The sequence below is a fragment of the Geodermatophilus sp. SYSU D01105 genome (assembly GCF_054050095.1).
On sequence record NZ_JBJGYR010000011.1, the window covers coordinates 95,704 to 118,286 of the forward strand.

Below are 22,583 nucleotides of genomic sequence, written 5' to 3' on the forward strand. Positions count from 1 at the left end.
TGCGGCGCGCCTGCGGCGCGGGCCCGGTTCTGGTCCTACCCTGCGAGCGTGGAGCCTTCCAGCCTGGCCGGCGCCGGGCGCGGCCCGGGGGACCGCCCCGGCGACGATCCCCCGGAGGAGTTCCGCGCTGCCCTGCAGGCGCTGGCCGGCGTGACCGTCCGCCCGGAGATCCAGCTCGAGCACATCCCGGCGCCCCAGCGGCTGGCGCCCTACGCCCACGCCATCGGCGCGCTGGTGACCGAGCTGGACGGCGACGAGGAGGTCGAGGTCGCCAGCGGGCGGTTCATCGTGCTGCACGACCCCGCGGGCCACGAGTCCTGGGCCGGCACGACCCGCTGCGTCGGCTACCTGTCGGCGGCCACCGACGAGCACATGGTGGACGACGCGATGTTCTCCGAGGTGGCGTGGAGCTGGCTCACCGAGGCGCTGACCGAGGCGGGCGCCGCGTACCACGCCGTCGGCGGCACGGTCACCCGCACCGCGTCGACCCGGTTCGGCGAGCTGGCCGGCCCCGAGCACTCCGTGGACGTCGAGATCCGCGCGTCGTGGACGGCCGAGGACTCCGCGCTCGACCGCCACCTCACCGCCTGGCTCGACGTCCTCGGCAACGCGGCCGGCCTCCCCCCGCCCGGCGTGCGGCTGCTGGGTCCCTCCGATCCCCCCGCCGACGGGACTCCGTAACATCGGTGTCCGACGGGGGCGCCAGGCCCCGCGCCGGCTGCCCTCCCCGGCCTCCTGCGGTCCCGTTCCGCGCAGGCTGCGTGCTCCCGGCACCGCACTGGTCGACGACACGGGCGAGAAGGTGGACGAGCGCTGAGCACCGAGCCCATCCCGGCACCGGACGAGGAGCCGACGTCTCCTCCGGCCATCCCGCTGCTCGCCCCGCGCGAGGGGCTGCCCCCGGTGATCGAGACCTCGACCGCGCTGGTGGAGTACGCCGAGGCGCTGCGCGCCGGCACCGGCCCGGTGGCCGTCGACGCCGAGCGCGCCTCCGGCTACCGCTACGGGCAGCGCGCCTACCTGGTGCAGCTGCGCCGCGCCGGTGCGGGGACCGGGCTCGTCGACCCGGTACCGCTGCCGGACCTGTCGGTGGTGCAGGAGGCGATCGCCGACGCCGAGTGGGTGCTGCACGCGGCCAACCAGGACCTCCCGTGCCTGGCCGAGATCGGCCTGGTGCCGACCCGCGTCTTCGACACCGAGCTGGCCGCGCGGCTGGCCGGGCTGCCGCGGGTGGGCCTGGGTGCCGTCGTCGAGTCGCTGCTCGGGTACTCGCTGCAGAAGGGCCACTCGGCCGCCGACTGGAGCACCCGGCCGCTGCCCGAGGAGTGGCTGGTCTACGCCGCCCTGGACGTCGAGGTGCTCGTGGACCTGCGCGACGCGCTCGCCGCGATCCTCGAGGAGCAGGGCAAGACCGAGTGGGCCCGCCAGGAGTTCGAGGCGATCCTCGCCGCCGGTCCGCCCGCGCCCAAGCCCGACCCGTGGCGGCGCACCTCCGGCGTCCACGGCCTGCGCAACCGCCGGCAGTTGGGCATGCTGCGCTCGCTGTGGCAGGCCCGCGACGACCTGGCCCGGCGCCGCGACGTCGCACCGGGGCGGGTGCTGCCCGACGCCGCGATGGTCTCCGCCGTCCAGGCCGACCCCCGGTCGGAGGCGGCCCTGCTCGAGCTGCCGGTCTTCCGCGGCCGGGCCAACCGCAAGCTGGTGGGCACCTGGTTCGGTGCGCTGGCCCGCGGCCGGGAGCTGCCGGAGTCGGACCTCCCGCAGCACAGCAAGCCCGGTGACGGCCCGCCGCCGGTCAGCCGGTGGGCCGACCGCGACCCCGCCGCGGCGACCCGGCTGCAGGTCGCCCGGGCCGGCCTGGCGGAGCTGTCGGAGAAGCACCGGGTGCCGGTGGAGAACCTGCTCTCCCCCGACCTGGTCCGCCGGTTGATGTGGAGCCCGCCGCCGTCGCGGGACGCCGACAGCGTGGCGGCGACCCTGCGCGCCGGCGGTGCGCGCGAGTGGCAGATCGAGCTCACCCGCGACCTGCTGACCGACGCACTCGACCGCGCCTGACCGCTGCCGTCCCGGGCCCGCCAGCGGTCGGCGACGGCCAGGGGACCTGATCCCCGCGCGTCCTCCCTCGTGGTACGCCGTGCGCGAGCTCGGCTGCGGCGCGGATGGCGCCGGCTGCCTGTCGACCAGGGGTCAGCGGAACTTGCGGGTGAGGCTCTCCATCGTCCGGTCGACCGTGGCGACCTTGACGTGCGAGATCCCGCTCGTCGCCCCGGCTGCCAGCATCGCCTCGTGTGCCGCCCGCAGGGTCGCCCACACCGCGTCGGCCTCGCCCTCCAGGGTCGTGCCGAGGGCGCCGACCTCGTGGTGCAGCCCCGACGCCCGGATGACGGCGATGGCGGCCTCCACGTGTGCGTGGGGGTCCTCCGGCGTACCGGGCGGCGACGGCGCGACTTGGATCTCCGCGATCACCGTGACCCCGTCGGTCACGGGGTCTCCTCCACCGCCTCCGCGACGCTGCCCTCGCTGCGCTCGGCGAGGACCGCGGTCCACTCGGTGATCCGGCGGGCGACGTCCTGCTCGGTGAGCCCGGCGTCGGCCAGCACCTGACCGCGGCTGCCGTGCTGGAGGAACTCCTGCGGCAGGCCCATCGTCCGCACCGGGACGTCGCAGCCGCGGTCCTGCAGCGCCTGGGTCAGCGTGGAGCCGACGCCGCCGGCGCGCCCGCCGTCCTCCACGGTGACGACCAGCCGGTGCTCGGCAGCGAGGTCGACCAGCTCGGGCGAGACCGGGAGGACCCAGCGCGGGTCGACGACGGTGACCTCGATGCCGTGGTCGGCCGCGCGCTCGGCGGCGGCCAGGCAGGTCGGCACCATCGACCCGACCGCGACCAGCAGCACCTCCGGAGCCGCGCCACGGCGGAGGACGTCGACCGGGCCGCGCCGCTCCAGGGCGGGGATGTCGACCGGAGGTGCGCCCTTCGGGAAGCGGAGGACGGTCGGCCCGTCGGTCACCGCCACGGCCTCGCGCAGCGCCTCGCGGAGGGTCGGCTCGTCGCGCGGGGCGGCCAGCCGCAGGCCGGGGACCACCGACAGGATCGACATGTCCCACATGCCGTTGTGCGAGGCGCCGTCCGTGCCGGTCACCCCGGCCCGGTCCAGGACGACGGTCACCGGCTGGCGGTGCAGCGCGACGTCCATGAGCAGCTGGTCGAAGGCGCGGTTGAGGAACGTCGAGTAGACGGCGACGACCGGGTGCAGCCCGGCCATCGCCAGGCCCGCGGCGGAGGTCAGGGCGTGCTGCTCGGCGATGCCGACGTCGTAGGTGCGGTCCGGGAAGCGCTCGGCGAAGGGCGCCAGCCCGGTCGGGTGCAGCATCGCCGCGGTGATCGCGACGACGTCGGAGCGCTCGGTGCCGATCCGGACCAGCTCGTCGGAGAAGGCGGCCGTCCAGTCCCGGGCCGTGGCGGCGCAGGCCCCGCTGTCGGGGTCGAAGACGCCGGTGGCGTGCCAGGCGTCGATCTGGTCGGTCTCGGCCGGCGGGTAGCCGAAGCCCTTGGTCGTGACGGCGTGCACGATGACCGGCCCGCCGAACGAGCGCGCCCGGCGCAGCGCGGACTCCATCGCCCGGACGTCGTGGCCGTCGACCGGGCCCAGGTACTTGAGGCCGAGGTCCTCGAACATGCCCTGCGGCGAGAGGACGTCCTTGAGCCCCTTCTTGATCGCGTGCAGCGCGTCGTAGAGCGCCGAGCCGAGCACCGGGGCCCGGTGCAGCGCCTGGCGCACCTGCAGCAGGGCCTGCTCGTAGCCGGGCCGCAGCCGCAAGGTGGCCAGCGCGTCCGCGACGCCGCCGATCGTCGGCGAGTAGGAGCGGCCGTTGTCGTTGACCACGATCACGACCGGGCGGTCCTTCGCCGCGGCGATGTTGTTCAGCGCCTCCCAGGCCATGCCGCCGGTGAGCGCGCCGTCGCCGATCACCGCCACCACCGGCCGCCGCTCCCCCCGTACGGCGAAGGCCTTGGCCAGCCCGTCGGCGTAGGACAGCGAGGTGGAGGCGTGGCTGTTCTCGACCCAGTCGTGCTCGCTCTCGGCCCGGCTGGGGTAGCCGGAGAGGCCGCCGCGCTGGCGCAGCCGCTCGAAGCCCTCGACGCGGCCGGTGAGCATCTTGTGCACGTAGCTCTGGTGGCCGGTGTCGAAGACGATCGGCTCGCGCGGGGAGTCGAAGACGCGGTGCAGGGCGATGGTCAGCTCGACCGCACCGAGGTTGGGCCCGAGGTGGCCGCCGGTGCGGGCGACGCTGGTGACCAGGGCGTCGCGGATCTCGGCGGCGAGGGCCGGCATCTGCTCGGGGGTCAGCGCCCTGAGGTCGGCGGGGGTGCGGAGCGATCGCAGGAGCGACACGAGGGGGGAGCGTCCTCTCCATCGGCGGCAGGTGCACGGCTCGGCAACGGCCGCCGATCAACTGTAGCCGCGTTCACCCGGCTCTTCCGGTCGAGCACCGGAGCCGGATGCGGGCTCCCGGTGCCCTCGGTCACCGCGCGGGACCGACCGGGACCGGTGTCACAACCGGGGCACCCAGCGTTCGCCGCGCAGCGCCCCGGCGACCACCTCGACCCCGCGCGCGGCGGCTCCCAGACGGGCGCCCTCGCGCTCGTAGGCGCTGATCGCCGCCTCCATCGCGTCGGCCGGCAGGTCGTCGGCGAGCTCCACGCGCACGGTGCGCCAGCCTGCTCGCGCCGCCTCGAGGCCCGCCGTCACGTGGTCGCGCGCGAAGCGGGCCAGCAGCACCGGGTAGCGGCGCAGCACCTCGTGCGCCCGGTAGTCCGGCGGGACCAGGTCGAACAGCCAGGCGACCGCGCTCTGCTCCCAGTCGGGAGCACCCGGCGGCCGCACCGCGTCCGGCCAGCCCGGCGGCAGCGTCCCGTCCACCCCGCCATCCTGCCGCACGCGTCGAACAGACGTTCGACGACGCGGCGCGGGACGCCGTGTCGGCGTCCTCGCTAGGCGGACGTGGGCCGCTTCAGCCAGAACTGCTCGAAGCCCCAGGTCCCGGCGCCGCTGGAGTGGTAGCTGACCAGCTCCCACCCCTCGCTGCCCAGCCGGTTGAGCACCGAGCTGGTGTCACCGGCCTGCCGCTCGAGCTGGCCGCCGGGGAGCTTCACGCTCACCCCGGCTCGCTGCGACTCGGCGTCGTTGGCCGTGATGACCGAGGCGTACTCCCAGGTGGTCACCCGTCGCACGGTAGTCGAGCCCTCCGGGCCTCCCGACGGCGACCGCGACCCCGATCACGGAGAGAAACCGAGCAGGACCCTTCCGTCACCTCCCCTGGTCAGGCTACGGTGACGCACAGCGCTGGACCGACTCCAACGAGTTCCGTCCCCCGGCCTCGCGGCCGCGGCGCTGCCCATTGCCGGACCCGCCCCGAGGGGACACCCATGCCGTCGTCGCACCGCCCTGCCGTCTCCCCCCGGAACCGGCGCGGATCCCGGACGGCGACGGCCGTCCTCGGCGCCCTGTCCCTGGTCGGCATCGCCGCGGGGCTCGGCGCGATCGCCCTCGACGCCTCCCGGCCGGCCTCGTTCACCGCGACGGAGGTGGCGGCCGCGGCAGAGGCGCCCGAGGACGCAGTGGCCGGTCGGGCGGCGGACCGCGAGAGCTCGATCGGACACGCCTCCCGGGCCACCGCGCCGGCCACCCCCAGCCCGGCCGCGCCGACCACGACGCCCCCGGTCGAGACGCCGCCCACCCCGGCCGAGACCCCGGAACCCGAGCCGGAGCCGGAGCCGGAGCCGGTCGTCGAGGAGCCCGAGCCCGAGCCGGTCGTCGCGGACGACGCCCCCGAACCCGCCCCGGCACCGCGCCGCACCACACCGGCCCCCGCACCGGCGCCCCAGCCCGCGGCCGCCGCGGCATCCGGCGGACGGCAGATCCAGGCCTACCTGACCGGGTACTCCTACTTCGACAACACCCCTGCCGGCAGCCCGAGCATCTCCCACCCCCAGGTGCACCGGACCGCGGGCGGGACCGGCACCTACGACGACCCGATCACCGTCGCGGTGGGCCACTCCAAGGCCGGCGGGCAGCACACCCTGGACTGGGCCGCCGGCACGCGGTTCTACGTCCCCTCGATGAAGCGCTACCTGATCGTCGAGGACACCTGCGGCGACGGGGACTCCCCGCAGGACGGCGCCTGCCACACCGGCTACCCGTCGTCGGCGTCCACCTGGCTGGACGTGTGGGTCGACGGGCGCGACGGCAGCTCGTCGTCCGCGGACAGCTGCATGGGCCGGCTGACCGGCGTGCACCCGGTCGTCGTCGACCCCGCCCCCGGCCTGCCGGTCACGGCCGCCCCGATCGCCAGCGGCGGCGGCTGCGCCATCTGAGCGCGCACCGGGCGGAGTGCTCCAGGACGGCTCCGCCGACGCGGCCGGTGCCTGCTCGGGTCCGTGCGGGACGTCGTCCCGGCCCCGTGCGACGGCGACAGGACGCCGGCGGTGGGGCGCTCACCCCAGCCGCGGCAGCTCCGTCACGGCACGGAGAACTCGGCGGCCTCCTCGACGCCGGTGGAGGCCACCAGGACCCCGAGCAGGACCGGACCCGCGACCGCGCCGATCACCGCGGGTCCCGGACCCCGGTCCGCACGAGACGCCGCGCGGTGCGGTCACCGGCACCACTCACGACTCGGCGTCGCTGACCAGCAGCGCGACGCACTCCACGTGGTGCGTCATGGGGAAGGCGTCGAACCCGCGGATCGCCGCGAGCCGGTAGCCGGCGGCGGCGAACGCCGCGACGTCGCGGGCCAGGGACGCCGGGTCGCAGGCGACGTAGACGACGGCGCGCGGGCCCGCCCCTGCCAGCACGCGGCTCACCGCCTGACCCGCGCCGGCCCGGGGCGGGTCGAGCACGACGACGTCCGGCGGGGCGCCGAGCTCGTCGAGCAGGTCGGCCAGCCCCTCGGCGTCCACCTCGCCCTGCCACACCTCCGCCTGCGGCAGGTCGGCCAGGTTGGCGTCGGCCGCGGCACAGGCTCCGGGGTCGGCCTCGACGCACACCACCCGGCCGCCCGAGCCGACCGCGGGCGCCAGCGCGCCACCGAACAGGCCGGCGCCGGCGTAGAGGTCCAGCACCGTCTCCCCCGGCCGGACGGCCGCGAACTCCTCGACCGCGCCGACGAGGGCGTCGGCCGCGGCCGGGTGCACCTGCCAGAAGCCGGTGCCCTCGACCTCCCAGTCCCGCCCCGCCGCGGTACGCGCGGCGCGGCCGGCCGGCTCGGCGCCGTCGCCCTCGTCACCCGCGTCCTCACCGGCGCGGGACACCCGGGTGGACTGCGCCCGGCCCTGCCGGTCGAGCCGGGTCGTCGTGATCGTCCCGGTCGTGTCGACGGCGACGTCCACGGCCCCGGCGCCGGGCCAGCGGCGGCCCAGCACCGCGCGCGCGGCCGCCTCGACGGTGATCGGGCAGTCCTCCAGCAGCACCAGGTCGTGCGAGCGGTGCCTGCGCAGGCCGGGCGCGCCGGTCCGGTCGACGGCGAACCGCGCCCGCGACCGCCAGCGCAGCGGGCCGCCCGGCAGCTCCTCGACGACGACCTCGACGTCCGGCAGACCGGCCAGGCGGCTCAGCTGCTCCCGGACCACCGCCGCCTTGAGCCGCCGCTGCTCGGCCGGCGTGACGTGCTGCCAGTCGCAACCGCCGCACCGCCCCGGCCCGCTGTAAGGGCAGGGCCGCTCGACCCGCTCGGGCGAGGCCTCGAGGACCCGGACCGCGTCGGCCCGGCAGAAGCCGGGCTGGCGGTCCTCGGTCACCCGGACGACGACCCGCTCCCCCGGCAGGGCGTGCCGCACGAACACCACCCGGCCCTCGTGCCGGGCCACGCAGTGCCCGCCGTGGGCCACCCGGCCGACGGTGACCTCGAACTCCGAGCCGGTCCAGCCACCGCCGCGGTCCGGGCGGGCCGGGCGGGGCGGACGCCGCCCGGGACGACGCCGCCGCTCAGCCACAACAGCCTCCTGCGGGCCTCGTCGACCGGGGGTGCTCAGCCATAGGGGGTCGCCTCGGTCTGCTCGGTCAGCCCCCGCCGCAGGTCACCGGGTGCCGGCCCGTTGCCGCGGCCGTCGTCGTCCCGGCCGACCGAGCTCTCCAGCTGCCACGGCACCGTGGTGATCATGACGCCGGGCATGAACTGCAACCGCGCCCGCAGCCGCAGCGCACTCTGGTTGTGCAGCACGTTCTCCCACCAGTGCCCCACGACGTACTGGGGGACGAAGACGACCACCAGCTCACGGGGGCTGTCCCGACGGATGCCCCTGACGAAGTCGAGGACCGGCCGGGTGATCTCCCGGTACGGCGACTCCAGCACGGTCAGCGGCACGGGGATGTCGTACTTCTCCCACTGCGACTGCAGCGCCCGGGTCTCGGCGTCGTCGACGTTGACCGTGAGGGCGGTCAGCGCGTCGGGGCGCGTGGCCCGCGCGAAGGCCAGCGCCCGCAGCGTCGGCTTGTGCACCTTGGAGACCAGCACGATGGCGTGCACCTTGCTGGGCAGCATCCGGGACTCGGGGTCGGGCACCAACTGCTCGGCGACGTGCGAGTAGTGCCGGTTGATCGCCTTCATGAGCAGGAACAGCAGCGGCATCACCAGGATGACCAGCCACGCGCCGCGGGTGAACTTGGTGATGACGATGATCACCAGGACGACGCTGGTCAGCGACCCGCCCACGGCGTTGATCGCCTGCGACCGGCGGATCCGGCGGCGGGCCAGGGCGTCGGTCTCGGTGCGCAGCTCCTTGTTCCAGTGGCGCACCATCCCCCACTGGCCGATGGAGAAGCTGGTGAAGACACCGACGATGTACATCTGGATCAGCCGGTTGACGTCGGCGTCGAACGCGACCATCAGCAGCGCGGCGAAGCCGGCCAGCAGCAGGATGCCGTTGCTGTAGACGAGCTTGTCGCCGCGGGTGTGCAGCTGCCGCGGCATGAACCGGTCCTGCGCCAGCACCGACCCCAGCAGCGGGAAGCCGTTGAACGCGGTGTTGGCGGCCAGGATCAGCACCAGCGCGGTGGCTGCCTGGATGTAGAAGAAGCCCACCGACGTGTCGCCGCCGAACGTCGCCGCGGCCACCTGGGCGATGACCGTCCGCTGCGGCTCGGTCTCGCAGTCGGCGAAGCCCACGAGGTCGCAGGGGTGCTCGACGTACTTGACGTCGGCGGCCAGCGCCAGCGCGGTGACGCCGGCGAACATGGTCGCGGCGATCCCGCCCATGAGCGCCAGCGTGGTCGCGGCGTTGCGGCTCTTCGGCGGCTTGAACGCCGGCACGCCGTTGGCGATCGCCTCCACGCCGGTGAGCGCGGTGCAGCCGGAGGCGAACGCGCGCAGCGCGAAGAACAGCAGCGCCAGCCCGGCCAGGTTCTCGTACCCGGGCTCGGGGGTGACCGTGTAGGCCGCCGTCTCGGCGACCACCGGGGAGGCGGTGAACAGGTCGCGGACCAGCCCGGTCCCGACCATCACGAGGATCCCCGTGATGAACAGGTAGGTCGGGACGGCGAAGGTGCGGCCCGACTCCCGCAGCCCGCGCAGGTTCGCCGCGGCCAGCAGCGCCACCAGCCCGACGGCGATCGTCACGCGGTGCTCGTTGAGCGTGGGGAACGCCGAGATGATGTTGTCGGTGCCGGAGGCGACCGACACCGCGACGGTGAGCACGTAGTCGACGAGCAGGGCGCTGGCCACGGTGAGCCCGGCGAACTGCCCGTGGTTCTTGAACGCGACCTCGTAGTCCCCGCCGCCGGAGGGGTAGGCCCGGACCACCTGCCGGTAGGAGAGCACCACGGTCCCCAGCAGCAGGACGACGGCGATCGCCAGCCACGGCGCGAGGTACAGGAACGCGGTGCCGGCCAGCGTCAGGACGATGAGGATCTCCTGTGTGGCGTAGGCCACCGAGGAGAGTGGGTCGCTGGCGAAGATGGGGAGGGCGAGCCGCTTCGGCAGCAGGGACTCCCCGGCGCGGTCACTGCGGACGGCACGGCCGAGGAGCAGCCGTTTCGGGAGGTGTCCGAGGTCGGACAGGGTTGGCACGGCGGCGATGGTACGGACGGGAGGGGCTCCCGCGCCCCCGCCGCGAGGGTGACGTGCGGCGCTGCGGACGGCGGCGTCCCCCCTGGCCGGGTGTAGCTTCGCGCCCGACAGCGCGGGCGGACGGCGCCGGCGCACGAGCGGGGAGAACCCAGTGCACGTGGTCGTGATGGGCTGCGGCCGCGTCGGGTCGGCGATCGCCCGCCGGCTGGAGGAGATCGGCCACAGCGTGGCCGTCATCGACCAGGACCCGGAGGCCTTCCGCCGGCTCGGTCCCGAGTTCACCGGCCGCCAGGTGACCGGCCTCGGCTTCGACCGGCAGACGCTGCTGGACGCCGGCATCGACTCCGCCGGGGCCTTCGCCGCGGTCAGCAGCGGGGACAACTCCAACATCATCAGCGCCCGCGTGGCGCGGGAGACGTTCGGTGTCCAGCACGTGGTCGCGCGGATCTACGACTCCAAGCGCGCCGAGGTCTACGAGCGGATGGGCATCCCGAGCGTGGCCACCGTCCCGTGGACGGTGAACCGGCTGCTCCGCGAGCTGCTGTCGGTCAAGGTCAGCGAGCTGTGGCGGGAGCCCACCGGCCAGGTGCTGCTCATGCGGGTGACCGTCACCGAGGGCTGGGTGGGCCGCCGGCTGGCCGAGCTGGAGGCCGCCTCCGGCGCCCGCGCCGCCTGGCTGGTCCGCTACGGCGAGGCGCAGCTGCCGACGCCCGCCACGGTCCTGCAGGACGGCGACCAACTGGTGGTCGCCTCGACCGACGCGATCACCGAGCGGGTGCACGAGGTGGTCGAGCGCGGCCCCGAGAGAGGGGAACACTGATGCGCGTTGCCATCGTGGGCGCGGGCGCGGTCGGCCGCTCCATCGCCGGTGAGCTCCTGTCCAACGGGCACACCGTGATGCTCATCGAGAAGGACGGCCGCAAGGTGCGCACGCGGGCGGTGCCCGGAGCCGAGTGGGTCCAGGCCGACGCCTGCGAGGTCTCCTCGCTGGAGGAGGCGCAGCTGGCGACCTGCGACGTCGTGGTCGCGGCCACCGGTGACGACAAGGCCAACCTGGTCGTCTCGCTGCTGGCCAAGACCGAGTTCGCGGTCAACCGCGTCGTCGCCCGGGTCAAGGACCCCCGCAACGAGTGGCTCTACACCGAGGCCTGGGGCGTCGACGTCGCCGTCTCCACGCCCCGCGTGCTCGCCGCGCTCGTCGAGGAGGCGGTCACCGTCGGCGACGTCGTCCGGCTGATGAGCTTCCGGAAGGGCGCGGCCAACCTCGTGGAGATCACCCTCGCCGAGGACACCCCGTGGGCCGGCAAGCCGCTGCGCGAGGTGCCGCTGCCGCGGGAGACGGTGCTCACCGCGATCCTGCGCGGCGAGCGGGTCATCACCCCCAGCCCCGACGAGCCGCTCGAGGTCGGCGACGAGCTGCTGTTCGTCACGCACGCCGACGTCGAGGAGCAGCTGCAGCAGGTGCTCTCCCCCGCGCCGATCGCCTGAGAGGGGACCCCGTCCCGGTGCTGTCGTCAGGCGACGTCCATGGCCTGACTCCGCGCCCCGGTCCGCTCCTCGCTCGCCGGCGCTCGCTGCGATGCTCCCGGGGCTGTCGTCAGGCGGCGGGGCGCTGTTCCCCGCCGGGCTCCTGTTCCGGGCCGGCCGGTTCGGCGCGGTGCCGGTGCAGCCGCGCCACGACCCACAGGGTCACCAGCACCTCCACGGCGGTGACCGGCAGGCCGAGCAGGAGTGACGCGGTGCCGAGCAGCTCGACCTCGTCGGCGCGGTAGAGCACCCACTGCACGAGGACCCGCACCAGGAACGTGACGCCCCACAGGACCGTCAGCCAGGCGTAGGCCCGGTACATCCGCGGGTCGTCGCGCCAGTGCCGCTCGGGGCGGGGTTCGGGCGGCCGCTGCCCGGTGGCCGGGTCGGGCTGGGGTCGGTGGTGCAGCGTGGCGTTCACCTGGCCGATCCGCCGCCGCAGCCCCGGCAGGGAGTGCGACGCCATCGCGCCCAGGTGGCTCGGTGCCAGGAACTCGGCGATCACCCCGACCAGGGGCCAGCGCACCAGGATCGACCCGATCAGCACGACGCCCAGCGCGGCGTTGCGGATCAGCCCCGGCACGAAGAAGTCCCGGGCCTGGCCGGAGGCGGCGGCGATGGCGACGGCGATCGCGACCCCGAACAGCCCGCTGAACGCCTGCTGCACGCTCTCCCGGCGCACCAGCCGGAGGCCGAACACCAGGACGGCGGCGCCGATGGCGGACCAGATCCCGGCCCGCAGCCCGCCGAGGGAGTTGCCCACGATGAACGCCACCGTGGGCAGGGACGCGTCGAGCATGCCCCGCCAGCCGCCGAGCTGGTCCAGGACGAGGTGCCGGTCGAAGACCACGGGGCCGGGCGCCGTCCCGCCGTCGGCCGGCTCGGAGCCGCCGGGACCGGGCCGCCCGTCCCCCTCGGGCGCAGCCGTCACCCGGCGCTCAGCTCGTACCGGGGGTTGTAGATGACCTGCCGGCCGTCGAAGGAGGCGAACCGGCCGTGGGCGCTGAGGGTGCGGCCCGGCTCGATGCCGGGGATCCGGCGCCGGCCCAGCCAGACGAGCGTGACCGAGCCCGAGCCGTCGAACAGCTCGGCCTCGAGGGTGGGGACGGTCTCCCGCGGGGTGTAGACCACCGACTTGAGCCGCCCGGTGACGGTGACGACCTCGCCCTTGCGACAGGCGCTCACCGGCTCGCAGCCGGACATGGCCGACCCGGCACGCAGCCGCTCGGCGTCGATGGTGTGGTCGTCCGCGGTCAGCCGCTGGAAGGTCCGCGCGAGCCAACCGCCCGAACGTGTCTCTGTCACGGTTGAAGCGTAGATCGGGACCGCCGGGCGGTGGCGCGCTCCCGCAGCCAGTCGCGGACCAGGGCCCACGGCGCTCCCGCGGGGTCGATGAGCACCATGTGGTCGCCGTCCACGAGGCGCACGTCGACCCGCTCCCCCGCCGCCTCCGCGGCCCGCGCGTACCGCTCGCTCTGCTCCGGCGGGACGACGTCGTCCGCGGTGCCGTGCACGCACAGCAGGTCGGCGCCGGCCGGGACCAGCCGCACCGGATCAGCGGCGGCGTACCGCTCCGGGTCGTCCTGGGGCTCGGCGCCGAGCAGCGCCTGGACCGCCCCGTCCCCCAGCCGCTGCACGGCGGCGCGCTCGAGGTCGAGCACCCCGGCCTGCAGCACGGCAGCGCTCACCCGCACCCGCGGCCGTGCGCCGGGTGCCCCCGTGGGCAGCCGGCCGCGGCCGGCGACCCACGCGGCCAGGTGCCCGCCGGCCGAGTGGCCGACGACGGCAACGTCGGTCAGGTCGAGCCGGCCGGCGTCGTCCAGGTCGGGCAGCAGGTCGACGGCCGCGGCGACGTCCTCCAGGGTCGCCGGCCAGCCGCCGCCGGCACCCACGCGTCGGTACTCGACGGCGACGGCCGCGAAGCCGGCGCGGGCCAGGTCGTCGGCCAGCGGGCGGGCCAGCTCGACCCCGTACGCGGCCCGCCAGAACCCGCCGTGCAGCACCACGACCACCGGCACGGGGACGGGGCCCTCCGGCACGGTCAGCTCGAGGAACTGGTCGGGGTGCGGCCCGTAGGCGGCGGTGGTGGTGCTCACGCGCCGGGGGCCGACGGCGGGCCGGCCGTCTTCGGCGGCGTGCCCCCGGGGGCCTGCCGCCGGGCCGCCTGCTGCGCGGCGACCTGTGCCGCCGCCTGCGGGGGCAGGGTGAGCGGCAGCTGCTCGCGGACCGGCATCGGCTCGTTGCCCCGGACGACGACGATCTGCCGGAACGCCTCCTCGAGCGGGGCGGCCGCCTCGGGGCTCTCGGCGGCCGGCCCGCTCATCATGCCGCGCAGGAACCACCGTGGACCGTCGACGCCGAGGAACCGCGCCGCGCGGCGCACCGGCTTGGGAGCGGGCTGTCCCGGCTGCGCCGGCGCGGCGGCGAGCACCGTGCCGACCAGCTCGAGCCCGAACGGCCCCTCCACCTCCCGCAGTCGCCCGCCCTGCCCGGAGGCGCTGCGGGCCAGGTCGGCCCGGACCTCGTCCCAGATGCCGGCCGCGCGCGGCGCCGCGAACGCCGACACCTGCAGCAGGGACTCCCCCATCCGCAGGGTCGCGCCCACCACCTTCTGCTGCGGGTTGACGTCGACCCGCAGCTCCGTCCCCGGGATGGCGGGCAGGCGCAGCGAGCCCAGGTCGATGCGGGCGAGGCCGTCGTCGGGCGCGTCGGCGTCGTCCCACGGGCCGGTGGTCTCCTCGACCTCGCGCGGCCGGTGCTGCGGCTCCGGGGGCACCCCCCGCTCGCGGAGGCTGCGGTCGATCCGGTTGCGACGGCGTCCGAACGGCATCTCAGCTGCGCCCCTTCGACTCTGCGCTCGCGTGCCCGCCGGTGGAGCCGTGCCCGCCGGTGCCGCGCGAGCTGTCCGGCAACCGGTCGACGGGGACGAACCGGGCCCGTACCACCGGCTGCACCACCAGCTGGGCGACCCGGTCACCCCGGCGGAGGGTGAGCGGCGTGGTGGGGTCGAGGTTGACCAGGTTGACCTTGATCTCGCCGCGGTAGCCCGCGTCGATCGTGCCCGGTGCGTTGACCAGGCTCAGCCCCAGCCGGTGGGCCAGGCCCGACCGCGGGTGCACGAACCCGGCGTAGCCCTCCGGGATGGCGACGGCCACCCCGGTGCCCACGAGGGCGCGCTGCAGCGGGGCGAGCTCGACGTCCTCGGCGACGGAGAGGTCGGCACCGGCGTCACCGGGCAGCGCGTAGGCGGGGACGACGTCCGCCGGGGAGGTCAGCCGCACCGGCACCTCGACGTCCGGGACGGTGCCCTCGGGCTCGGGTGGTCCCGGCGCGGGAGGGCGGGGCAGGACGGGGTCGGGCACGTCGGCGACCCTAGCCGCGCGCCTGGCCCGGCCGCGTCAGGGTCGGGCCGCCCGGAGGTCGGCGAGCACCCGGCGGGCCAGGGCCTCGGTGAGCTTGCGGTTGCCCCGCCCGCCCAGGGCCGCCCCGACCAGGAAGGGAGCGGCTGCCGGGACGGTGCGGGCGAGCCGGCGGGTCATGCGGCGGCGCAGGGTCCGCAGGGTGGCACCGGTCAGCAGGACGCCGAGGGCCGGCACCGCGGCCGAGTCGTCGACGGCGCGCTGCGCCGACCAGCTCGACAGGTAGGCGCCCGCGCGGGCGCGGGCGTCGCCCGGAGCGGGCCGCCCGTACAGCTCGTGCAGCTCGCCGATCAGCACGACCTCCACGGCGGCCGTGAGCACCGTCTCGGCGCCCAGCTCCAGCGGCAGCGCCAGCAGGGACGCGGGTGCGAACCAGGACGCGGCGGTGACACCTCCAGTGGCGGCGCCGATGCCCGCGGTCAGCCGGGCGGCGCGGGCGATGAGGGCGTCGGCGATCTCGTCGTCCGTCGCCCCGGGGTGGGCCGCCCGCAGCCGGGCACGGTCCCGGATGGGCAGCCGCGGGGCCGCGGCCGCGAGCAGGTCGCCCAGGACCGCACCGGGTGCCCGGTCGGGGTCGGCATCCGCAGCCGCGGCGGCGCCGGCGCGGTCGCGAGCCCGGTCGGCGCCGGCCCCGAGCCGCGCCCCGGCCGCCGCGGCGACCGCGGACACGACCTCCCGCAGCATCGTGGCGGCCGGCCGGCGCCCGTCCTCCGTGGCGGCGCCGGCCGAGCCGCCGATCAGGCCGGAGACCGCGTCGGCGACCAGCCGGCCGGCCCGGGCCAGCGGGCCCTCCTCGGCCGGGGTGTCGGCCGCGCCCGCCCCCACCGGGCGCGGCGGCGGGACGTCCCGCACCGCGGCGGTGCGATCGCGGTCCTCGGTCATCGGCTCCTCCTCGATCGAGCGCCTCCTGGCCCGTCCTGCGCCTGCGAGCGGCGGTCAGGGGACGAGCCGCCCCTCGCAGGGTCCCGGCGGCCCCGTCCCCGGTCCGCCGCGGCCCCGTCCCACGGCTCACCGCGGGCGCGCGGGCCGTGAGGGGGACGGGCGCCTCCTCCGGCGGGAGGACGGGGTCCTCCTGGGGTCTTCCTCAGGCGGCGCAGTCGCGGCAGTACAGCTGGTCGCCCTTGGTGGCGGCCAGCCGGCTGCGGTGCTGCACCAGGAAGCAGCGGGAGCAGGTGAACTCGTCCTCCTGCTTGGGGAGGACGCGGACGGTGAGCTCCTCGTTGGACAGGTCCGCGCCGGGGAGCTCGAGGTTCTCGTTGAAGTCGGTCTCGTCGACGTCGACCGACGAGGACTGCGCCTCGGCTCGCCGGGCCTTGAGCTCCTCGAGCGAGTCCTCGCCGAGCTCGTCGGCCTCGTTGCGACGCGGGGCGTCGTAGTCGGTGGCCATGGGGTGTGCCCCTCCTCCGGGGTTCTCTCGGGCGTCGGCGCCCGCATCGTCTGACGACGGCGCCGGAACGCCGCCGTCCTGGCCGGTCGCCGGGGGCGACCGGTGGTCGGGTGGCCGGCACCCGCGGGAGCGGGCACCGACCGGGTGCTGCGGTCCGCGCCGGTCGGCCCCCGGCGACGGGGACTCCGGCTCGGGACTGACCGGCGGACCCCCCAACGTCGCGCGGTCCCCGTTTGTGCCCGGTGCGACGGGTCGAACACATCGGCACGGGATCGGGTCGAACGGGATGCGGAGCGCCAGAGGTTACCCTGCGGCCGTGTCGACTCCCGTGGGTGCCGATCCGTCCGTGGTGGGGCCCTACCTGGCCTCGGTCTTCGGCGACGAGCGCTGGCGCCAGGTGCGCATCGACCTCATCGCCGCGGGCATGTCCAACCTCACGTACGTCGTGACGCCCGACGGCGGGGCACCCGGTGACGAGGTGATCCTCCGCCGGCCGCCGACCGGGGCCGTGCTGGCCACCGCGCACGACATGGAGCGCGAGCACAAGGTGGTCAGCGCCCTGGGACCGACACCCGTCCCGGTCCCCCGGACCCTCCACCTGTGCACCGACCCCGAGGTCCTGGGCGCGCCCTTCTACGTGATGGAGCGCGTGGTGGGGCTGCACGTCGTGGACACGATCCCGCCCGGCTACGCCGACGAGCCCGCCCAGCGCCGACGGATCGGCGAGGGCCTGGTCGACGTCCTCGCCGACCTGCACTCGGTGGACCACCAGGCCGTGGGCCTGGGCGACTTCGGCCGGCCCGAGGGCTTCATGGCCCGGCAGGTCCGCCGCTGGACCAAGCAGTGGGACGCCACCCGCGACCGCGACCGCCCGGGCCTGGACGCGCTGGCCGCCCGGCTGGCCGAGACGGTGCCGACCACCCAGCGGGACGCCGTCGTCCACGGCGACTACCGGCTGGACAACTGCCTGCTCGACCCGGACACGCCTGGCCGGATCCGGGCGGTGCTCGACTGGGAGATGTCCACCCTCGGGGACCCGCTCGCCGACCTGGGGATGCTGTTCGTCTACTGGCCCCAGCCCGGCGAGGAGAGCGTCGCGGGCCAGAGCAGCGTGACGGCGCTGCCGGGCTTCCCCACGCGCAGGGACGTCGCCGAGCGCTACGCCGGCCGCACCGGCCTGGACCTCGCCGACCTCAACTGGTACGTCGGGTTCGCCTACTTCAAGTTCGCCGCGATCGTCGCCGGCATCGTCGCCCGCTCCAAGGCGGGAGCGATGGCCGGCAAGGACACTTCCGGCTACGCAGAGCGCATCGATCCCTGCGTGGAGCGGGGACGCGCCGCTCTGGACGACGGTGCGATCTAGCGCCGCCGTCCGGCCCTAGACTCCCGCCGACCACCAGCAAGCGAGGGGGAGACAGCCCGTGAGCGCGCCGCCGACCGACCGTCCCGCGGTGCGCCCCCGCAGCGGCCGTCGGCCCATCCCCCCGCTGATCTTCCTGCTGGTGCTCGCCCTGGCCGCGCTCGCCGTGTGGTGGAACGTCCTCCAGGACGAGCAGGACCGCGACGCCGCCCAGGCGGCGGCGTGCACCACCGCGGCGGCCGCCCCGCCGTCACTGGACCCGAGCACGCTCTCGGTGCGGGTCTTCAACGCCACCGACACCGCGGGGCTGGCCCAGCAGGTCGCCGCCGAGCTGCAGGGCCGCGGTTTCGTGGTCGACGAGGTCGCCAACGACCCCACCGACCGCGAGGTCACCGGGGTGGGCGAGATCCGGCACGGCCCGCGGGGCAACGACGCCGCCGCCTACCTCGGGCTGTTCCTCCAGGGCGCCGGTGACTTCCTCGACACCCGGGCCACCGCCCAGGTCGACCTGGTCATCGGCCCGGAGTTCGTCTTCCCGGACAGCCTGGCCGGCCCCGAAGAGGTGGCCGCCGCCCTGAGCACCGTCTCCAGCGCCGCAGCCGCCTGCTGAGGGAGGACCCCGTCCCGGGCCCCACCCTTCGCGAGCTCAGGGCGGGGCCCGGGACGGGGCCGCGGGGGCAGGGGTCCTTCCTCAGCGGGCGTGCAGCCGGTCCAGGAGCGCGACGAACTCCTCGGCGACGGAGGGGGCCGCCACGATCCCCAGCGGGTCGGCGAACGGGCGCCCCGGCAGCCCGGTGACCACCAGCCCCGCCTCGGCGGCGACGAGGGCACCCGCGGCGTGGTCCCAGGGGTTGAGCCCCTCCTCGTAGTACGCGTCGACGCGGCCCGCGGCGGCGGCGCACAGGTCCAGCGAGGCGCACCCGAAGCGCCGGATGTCGCGGATCTCGGGGAGCAACCGGGCGACGACCGTGCCCTGCGCCCGCCGCTGCTCCTCGCGGTACCCGAACCCGGTGGCGACCAGTGTCTGCCCGAGTGACGCCGGCCGGCTGCCGCGCAGCCGCACCGGCTCCGGGTGCGCCGGGGAGCTGACGAAGGCCCCTCCCCCGGCGGTGGCGGTGAACGTCTCGCCCGTGGCCGCGTTGAGGACCACGCCCGCGACCACGCCGGCGCCGTCCACCTCGGCTGCGATCGAGACCGCGTACGCGGGCAGGCCGTAGAGGAAGTTGACCGTGCCGTCGATGGGGTCGACCACCCAGCGCACCCCGCTGCGCCCCTCCCGGGACGCGCCCTCCTCGCCCAGCACGCCGTCGTCCGGCCGCGCGCCGAGCAGCCGCCCGGTGATGAGCTCCTCGCACTGCTTGTCGACGGCGGTGACGACGTCGGTCGGGCTGGACTTGACGTCGACCTGCTCGGCCGCCGAACCGCGCCCGCGGGCCACCAGGTCGGCGGCCGCCCGCGCGGTGGCGACGGCGAGGTCCAGCAGGGTCGCGGGGTCCGCGTCGGGGGTCACGGGCCGATCCTGCCCGAGGGGGTCTGCCACCTGCGTCGCCGGTCACTAGATTGACCGCGTGCTGGGCTTCGGGGTGGACATCGGTGGCAGCGGGATCAAGGGGTGCGTGGTCGACCTCGACACGGGCGAGCTCCAGGGCGAGCGGTTGCGCATCGAGACGCCACAACCGGCCCTGCCGCAGCCGGTCTACGACGTGGTGGCGCGGATCGTGCGGCACTTCGAGTGGCAGGAGCGGATCGGGGTCACCTTCCCCGGCGTCCTCAAGCACGGGGTCGCCCACACCGCGGCGAACGTGGACAAGACGTGGCTGGGCACCGACGTCGCCGCGGGGCTGGCCGCGGTCGTGCCCGACGGCGTCCAGACGCTCAACGACGCCGACGCCGCGGGGCTGGCCGAGATGCGCTACGGCGCCGGCCGGGACAAGAAGGGCGTCGTGCTGATGCTCACCTTCGGCACCGGCATCGGCAGCGCCCTGTTCACCGACGGCGTCCTGGTGCCCAACACCGAGTTCGGCCACATCCAGGTCGACGGTGAGGACGGCGAGCGGCGGGCGTCCGCGGCGGCCCGCGAGCGCGAGGACCTCAGCTACCCCCACTGGGCCAAGCGGGTGGACCGCTACCTCGACGTCCTCGAGGCCGGCGTGTGGCCGGACCTGATCATCGTGGGCGGCGGGGTCAGCAAGAAGGCGCACAAGTGGGTGCCGCTGCTGTCCACCCGCACCCCCGTCGTCCCGGCGCAACTGCTCAACGACGCCGGCATCGTCGGTGCGGCGCTCGCCGCGCACGAGCGCATCGGGCAGTGACCGCGGCACCCGCTGCCCCGCGGCTCCGCCGTCACCACGGAGGGTGAGAACGCTCCTGGACCGGGCACCTCACCCCCTGCGGGCGAGCACGACGGGTCCGCAACGGTGGTTTCGGCGAGGTCCGTCGTTACAATGGGAGAGCCCCGCCCCGTCGCTCCCCAGCCGAGAGCCATCCCCCGCTCACGCACCGGCCAAACGCCGGTCGGTTCGGCGGGACCTCTTCCGCTCCGGACGCCGGCCGAGGCCGCTGCCCGGGGGCCAGACGGCCCCCCGGGGAACGCACCCAGCACGGGAAGGAACCTGAGTGCCCGCCGACCAGCCAGCACCGGAAGCAGCCGCAGCGAGCACCTCGAGTCGCTCCAGGACGGTCGCCGCCGCCCCCCGGGCCACCCGGACCAGCGCTCCGGTATCCGCGGGCGACGCCACGGCCGCCCCGGCCAAGGCCCCGGCCCGCAAGAAGGCACCGGCGAAGACCACCGCCGCCAAGGGCTCCCGCAAGCCGAGCATCACGCCGTCGCCGGGCACCGGTGAGGGCGCTGTGCTGACCGCCGTCGCCACCGACGGCTCCGCGGTCGCGGTGGTCGACGGCGGCGAGGGTCTCAAGATCGACGAGACCGTGGTCGCCGGCCCCGACGGCGTGGCCGACGCCGAGCCGGCCGCCGAGGAGGTCGCCGCCGAGGGCGCCGACTTCGAGTGGGACGACGAGGAGGAGTCCGAGGCGCTCCGCCAGGCGCGCAAGGACGCCGAGCTGACCGCCTCGGCCGACTCGGTCCGCGCCTACCTCAAGCAGATCGGCAAGGTCGCGCTGCTCAACGCCGAGGAGGAGGTCGACCTCGCCAAGCGGATCGAGGCCGGCCTCTACGCCGCGGAGCGGCTGCGCCAGGCCGAGGAGGAGGGCCAGAAGCTCTCCCCGCAGATGCGCCGCGACCTCAACTGGATCGTCCGCGACGGCGAGCGGGCCAAGAACCACCTGCTGGAGGCCAACCTCCGCCTGGTGGTCTCCCTCGCCAAGCGCTACACCGGCCGCGGCATGGCGTTCCTGGACCTCATCCAGGAGGGCAACCTCGGCCTGATCCGCGCCGTCGAGAAGTTCGACTACACCAAGGGCTACAAGTTCTCCACCTACGCCACCTGGTGGATCCGGCAGGCGATCACCCGCGCCATGGCCGACCAGGCCCGCACCATCCGCATCCCGGTGCACATGGTCGAGGTCATCAACAAGCTCGGCCGCATCCAGCGCGAGCTGCTCCAGGACCTGGGCCGCGAGCCCACCCCGGAGGAGCTGGCCAAGGAGATGGACATCACCCCGGACAAGGTGCTGGAGATCCAGCAGTACGCCCGGGAGCCGATCAGCCTCGACCAGACCATCGGTGACGAGGGCGACAGCCAGCTCGGTGACTTCATCGAGGACTCCGAGGCCGTGGTCGCCGTCGACGCGGTCAGCTTCACGCTGATGCAGGACCAGCTGACCAGCGTGCTGCAGACCCTCTCCGAGCGGGAGGCCGGCGTCGTCCGGCTGCGCTTCGGGCTCACCGACGGCCAGCCGCGCACGCTGGACGAGATCGGCCAGGTCTACGGCGTCACCCGTGAGCGGATCCGGCAGATCGAGTCGAAGACGATGTCGAAGCTGCGCCACCCCAGCCGCTCCCAGGTGCTGCGCGACTACCTGGACTGAGCAAGGACCCCGCTGCCCCCACCGCTCGCAGGCTCGCGGCGGGACCCTGCAGCAGGGCCGCCGTCCTCACCCCTCGCACGCTCGGGGTGAGCCTCGGGACGGGGCCTGCTGCTGCCTGGCCGGGACGGCCCCGACCCCCTCGGGTCGGGGCCGTCGCCGTTCCGGGCGTGTCCCCCGTCGGCGGCGGGGTGACGGCCGCATCTCGGGATGGTCACGATCTCACCCGGATGAGCCGGCAGTGCGGTGTACGCCGTCACCGTCCGGGTAAGCGGCGTAGCGTGGGGGACGTCAAGACAGCAGCGGACCCACCAGCCGGACACTGAACCGGCGCACGAGACGACGACGAGCACAGGCACCACGACGACAGACCGGCACCACCCAGTGACGTCCCTGCTGACCCGCCCCACCCGCATCAGACGGAAACAGCCTCACCGGACACGGCGAGTCACACCGTTCGATCGGCAGGATCGGGAACACGGGGATCCATCCTGGCGCTGTGCAGGAGGCCGATCCGCAGCCGCGGGTCCGTGCGGTAGAGAGCGAGTGATGACCCAGATGACCCAGACGCTGACGACGACCCCGCCCGCCGACGACCTCGTCGTCCCCTTCCACTGTGACCGCTGCGGTGCGCTGGCCAAGGTGCGGGTGGTCCTCGCCAGCGGCAGCGACCTCGTCTTCTGCGGGCACCACGCCCGTGAGTACGAGGGCAAGCTCCGCGACATCGCCGTCGACATCATCGAGACCGACGGCGAGCAGCGCCTCAGCAACTGACCGAGGCGCTATCGTCGCAGACAGCGATGAAGCCCTCACCCGACGCCGCCGCCGGTGTCCCCTCCCCGCT

General features: G+C 75.3%; 24 protein-coding genes. 10 read left to right on the top strand and 14 right to left on the bottom strand.

Annotated elements, in window-relative coordinates; all coding sequences use genetic code 11:
* The first annotated feature begins 48 nt into the window (after positions 1-48).
* Positions 49-681, top strand: coding sequence for a DUF3000 domain-containing protein (locus ACI79I_RS12435; protein WP_456992648.1), 633 nt, complete (start codon positions 49-51; stop codon positions 679-681).
* Positions 682-903: 222 nt separating this feature from the next.
* Positions 904-2,055 (top strand): ribonuclease D, encoded by a 1,152-nt coding sequence (locus ACI79I_RS12440; protein WP_456992649.1) that lies wholly within the window; start codon positions 904-906, stop codon positions 2,053-2,055.
* Between the two features lie 132 nt (positions 2,056-2,187).
* Here ACI79I_RS12440 and ACI79I_RS12445 read toward each other — a convergent pair whose 3' ends face one another.
* The 4 genes from ACI79I_RS12445 to ACI79I_RS12460 all read right to left on the bottom strand — a co-directional run bounded on the left by ACI79I_RS12445 (position 2,188) and on the right by ACI79I_RS12460 (position 5,224).
* Positions 2,188-2,484 (bottom strand): thiamine-binding protein, encoded by a 297-nt coding sequence (locus ACI79I_RS12445; RefSeq protein ID WP_456992650.1) that lies wholly within the window; start codon positions 2,482-2,484, stop codon positions 2,188-2,190.
* Positions 2,481-4,394, bottom strand: coding sequence for a 1-deoxy-D-xylulose-5-phosphate synthase (dxs, locus tag ACI79I_RS12450; protein ID WP_456992651.1), 1,914 nt, complete (start codon positions 4,392-4,394; stop codon positions 2,481-2,483). The genes ACI79I_RS12445 and dxs overlap by 4 nt, the downstream gene beginning before the upstream one ends.
* Positions 4,395-4,553: 159 nt before the next feature.
* Positions 4,554-4,922, bottom strand: a complete 369-nt coding sequence (locus ACI79I_RS12455) for a hypothetical protein (RefSeq protein ID WP_456992652.1) — start codon at positions 4,920-4,922, stop codon at positions 4,554-4,556.
* 71 nt (positions 4,923-4,993) lie between these two features.
* On the bottom strand, positions 4,994-5,224 hold the full coding sequence (locus ACI79I_RS12460) for a DUF4177 domain-containing protein (protein ID WP_456992653.1): 231 nt from the start codon (positions 5,222-5,224) through the stop codon (positions 4,994-4,996).
* A 204-nt stretch (positions 5,225-5,428) separates the two neighbouring features.
* Between ACI79I_RS12460 and ACI79I_RS12465 the strand changes: the two genes are divergently transcribed.
* Positions 5,429-6,376: a hypothetical protein gene (locus ACI79I_RS12465; RefSeq protein WP_456992654.1), complete on the top strand. Its 948-nt coding sequence runs from the start codon at positions 5,429-5,431 to the stop codon at positions 6,374-6,376.
* A 291-nt stretch (positions 6,377-6,667) separates the two neighbouring features.
* Here ACI79I_RS12465 and ACI79I_RS12470 read toward each other — a convergent pair whose 3' ends face one another.
* Positions 6,668-7,990, bottom strand: a complete 1,323-nt coding sequence (locus ACI79I_RS12470; protein ID WP_456992655.1) for a class I SAM-dependent RNA methyltransferase — start codon at positions 7,988-7,990, stop codon at positions 6,668-6,670.
* A 35-nt stretch (positions 7,991-8,025) separates the two neighbouring features.
* On the bottom strand, positions 8,026-10,062 hold the full coding sequence (locus tag ACI79I_RS12475; RefSeq protein ID WP_456992656.1) for an APC family permease: 2,037 nt from the start codon (positions 10,060-10,062) through the stop codon (positions 8,026-8,028).
* Between the two features lie 151 nt (positions 10,063-10,213).
* Here ACI79I_RS12475 and ACI79I_RS12480 point away from each other — a divergent pair, with 151 nt between their 5' ends.
* Both ACI79I_RS12480 and ACI79I_RS12485 read left to right on the top strand, forming a co-directional pair.
* Entirely contained in the window at positions 10,214-10,882 is a 669-nt protein-coding gene (locus ACI79I_RS12480) for a potassium channel family protein (RefSeq protein ID WP_456992657.1), read from the top strand.
* Positions 10,882-11,550, top strand: coding sequence for a potassium channel family protein (locus tag ACI79I_RS12485; protein WP_456992658.1), 669 nt, complete (start codon positions 10,882-10,884; stop codon positions 11,548-11,550). Before ACI79I_RS12480 ends, ACI79I_RS12485 begins: the two co-directional genes overlap by 1 nt.
* A gap of 109 nt (positions 11,551-11,659) precedes the next feature.
* Here the strand turns inward: ACI79I_RS12485 and ACI79I_RS12490 are convergent, their stop codons facing one another.
* The 7 genes from ACI79I_RS12490 to ACI79I_RS12520 all read right to left on the bottom strand — a co-directional run bounded on the left by ACI79I_RS12490 (position 11,660) and on the right by ACI79I_RS12520 (position 16,395).
* Positions 11,660-12,520 carry a DUF3159 domain-containing protein gene (locus ACI79I_RS12490; RefSeq protein WP_456992659.1) on the bottom strand — a complete coding sequence of 287 codons (861 nt, stop codon included), beginning with the start codon at positions 12,518-12,520 and terminating at the stop codon, positions 11,660-11,662.
* The gene (locus tag ACI79I_RS12495) at positions 12,517-12,894 is read right to left on the bottom strand and encodes an OB-fold nucleic acid binding domain-containing protein (RefSeq protein ID WP_456992660.1); all 378 of its coding nucleotides are present in this window, start codon (positions 12,892-12,894) and stop codon (positions 12,517-12,519) included. The genes ACI79I_RS12490 and ACI79I_RS12495 overlap by 4 nt, the downstream gene beginning before the upstream one ends.
* Positions 12,891-13,685: an alpha/beta fold hydrolase gene (locus tag ACI79I_RS12500; RefSeq protein ID WP_456992661.1), complete on the bottom strand. Its 795-nt coding sequence runs from the start codon at positions 13,683-13,685 to the stop codon at positions 12,891-12,893. The genes ACI79I_RS12495 and ACI79I_RS12500 overlap by 4 nt, the downstream gene beginning before the upstream one ends.
* A complete protein-coding gene (locus ACI79I_RS12505) occupies positions 13,682-14,419 on the bottom strand; it encodes a DUF3710 domain-containing protein (RefSeq protein ID WP_456992662.1) in 738 nt (245 codons plus the stop codon). The genes ACI79I_RS12500 and ACI79I_RS12505 overlap by 4 nt, the downstream gene beginning before the upstream one ends.
* Position 14,420: 1 nt before the next feature.
* Positions 14,421-14,951: a dUTP diphosphatase gene (gene dut / locus ACI79I_RS12510; protein WP_456992663.1), complete on the bottom strand. Its 531-nt coding sequence runs from the start codon at positions 14,949-14,951 to the stop codon at positions 14,421-14,423.
* A gap of 36 nt (positions 14,952-14,987) precedes the next feature.
* Entirely contained in the window at positions 14,988-15,890 is a 903-nt protein-coding gene (locus ACI79I_RS12515; RefSeq protein WP_456992664.1) for a hypothetical protein, read from the bottom strand.
* A gap of 202 nt (positions 15,891-16,092) precedes the next feature.
* Positions 16,093-16,395 (bottom strand): DUF4193 domain-containing protein, encoded by a 303-nt coding sequence (locus tag ACI79I_RS12520; RefSeq protein ID WP_089306675.1) that lies wholly within the window; start codon positions 16,393-16,395, stop codon positions 16,093-16,095.
* 316 nt (positions 16,396-16,711) lie between these two features.
* Between ACI79I_RS12520 and ACI79I_RS12525 the strand changes: the two genes are divergently transcribed.
* Both ACI79I_RS12525 and ACI79I_RS12530 read left to right on the top strand, forming a co-directional pair.
* Entirely contained in the window at positions 16,712-17,758 is a 1,047-nt protein-coding gene (locus tag ACI79I_RS12525; RefSeq protein ID WP_456992665.1) for a phosphotransferase family protein, read from the top strand.
* Between the two features lie 58 nt (positions 17,759-17,816).
* Positions 17,817-18,365 (top strand): LytR C-terminal domain-containing protein, encoded by a 549-nt coding sequence (locus ACI79I_RS12530; protein WP_456992666.1) that lies wholly within the window; start codon positions 17,817-17,819, stop codon positions 18,363-18,365.
* An 81-nt stretch (positions 18,366-18,446) separates the two neighbouring features.
* On the opposite strand, the gene ACI79I_RS12535 is transcribed toward ACI79I_RS12530, so the two are convergent.
* A complete protein-coding gene (locus ACI79I_RS12535; protein WP_456992667.1) occupies positions 18,447-19,265 on the bottom strand; it encodes an inositol monophosphatase family protein in 819 nt (272 codons plus the stop codon).
* Positions 19,266-19,323: 58 nt separating this feature from the next.
* On the opposite strand from ACI79I_RS12535, the gene ppgK reads away from it, so the two are divergent.
* From ppgK to ACI79I_RS12550, 3 genes are all read left to right on the top strand, one after another.
* Positions 19,324-20,067: a polyphosphate--glucose phosphotransferase gene (ppgK, locus tag ACI79I_RS12540; protein WP_456992668.1), complete on the top strand. Its 744-nt coding sequence runs from the start codon at positions 19,324-19,326 to the stop codon at positions 20,065-20,067.
* 304 nt (positions 20,068-20,371) lie between these two features.
* Positions 20,372-21,742 carry an RNA polymerase sigma factor gene (locus ACI79I_RS12545; protein WP_456992669.1) on the top strand — a complete coding sequence of 457 codons (1,371 nt, stop codon included), beginning with the start codon at positions 20,372-20,374 and terminating at the stop codon, positions 21,740-21,742.
* A gap of 546 nt (positions 21,743-22,288) precedes the next feature.
* Positions 22,289-22,513, top strand: a complete 225-nt coding sequence (locus ACI79I_RS12550) for a DUF7455 domain-containing protein (protein WP_456992670.1) — start codon at positions 22,289-22,291, stop codon at positions 22,511-22,513.
* The last annotated feature ends 70 nt before the right edge of the window (positions 22,514-22,583 follow it).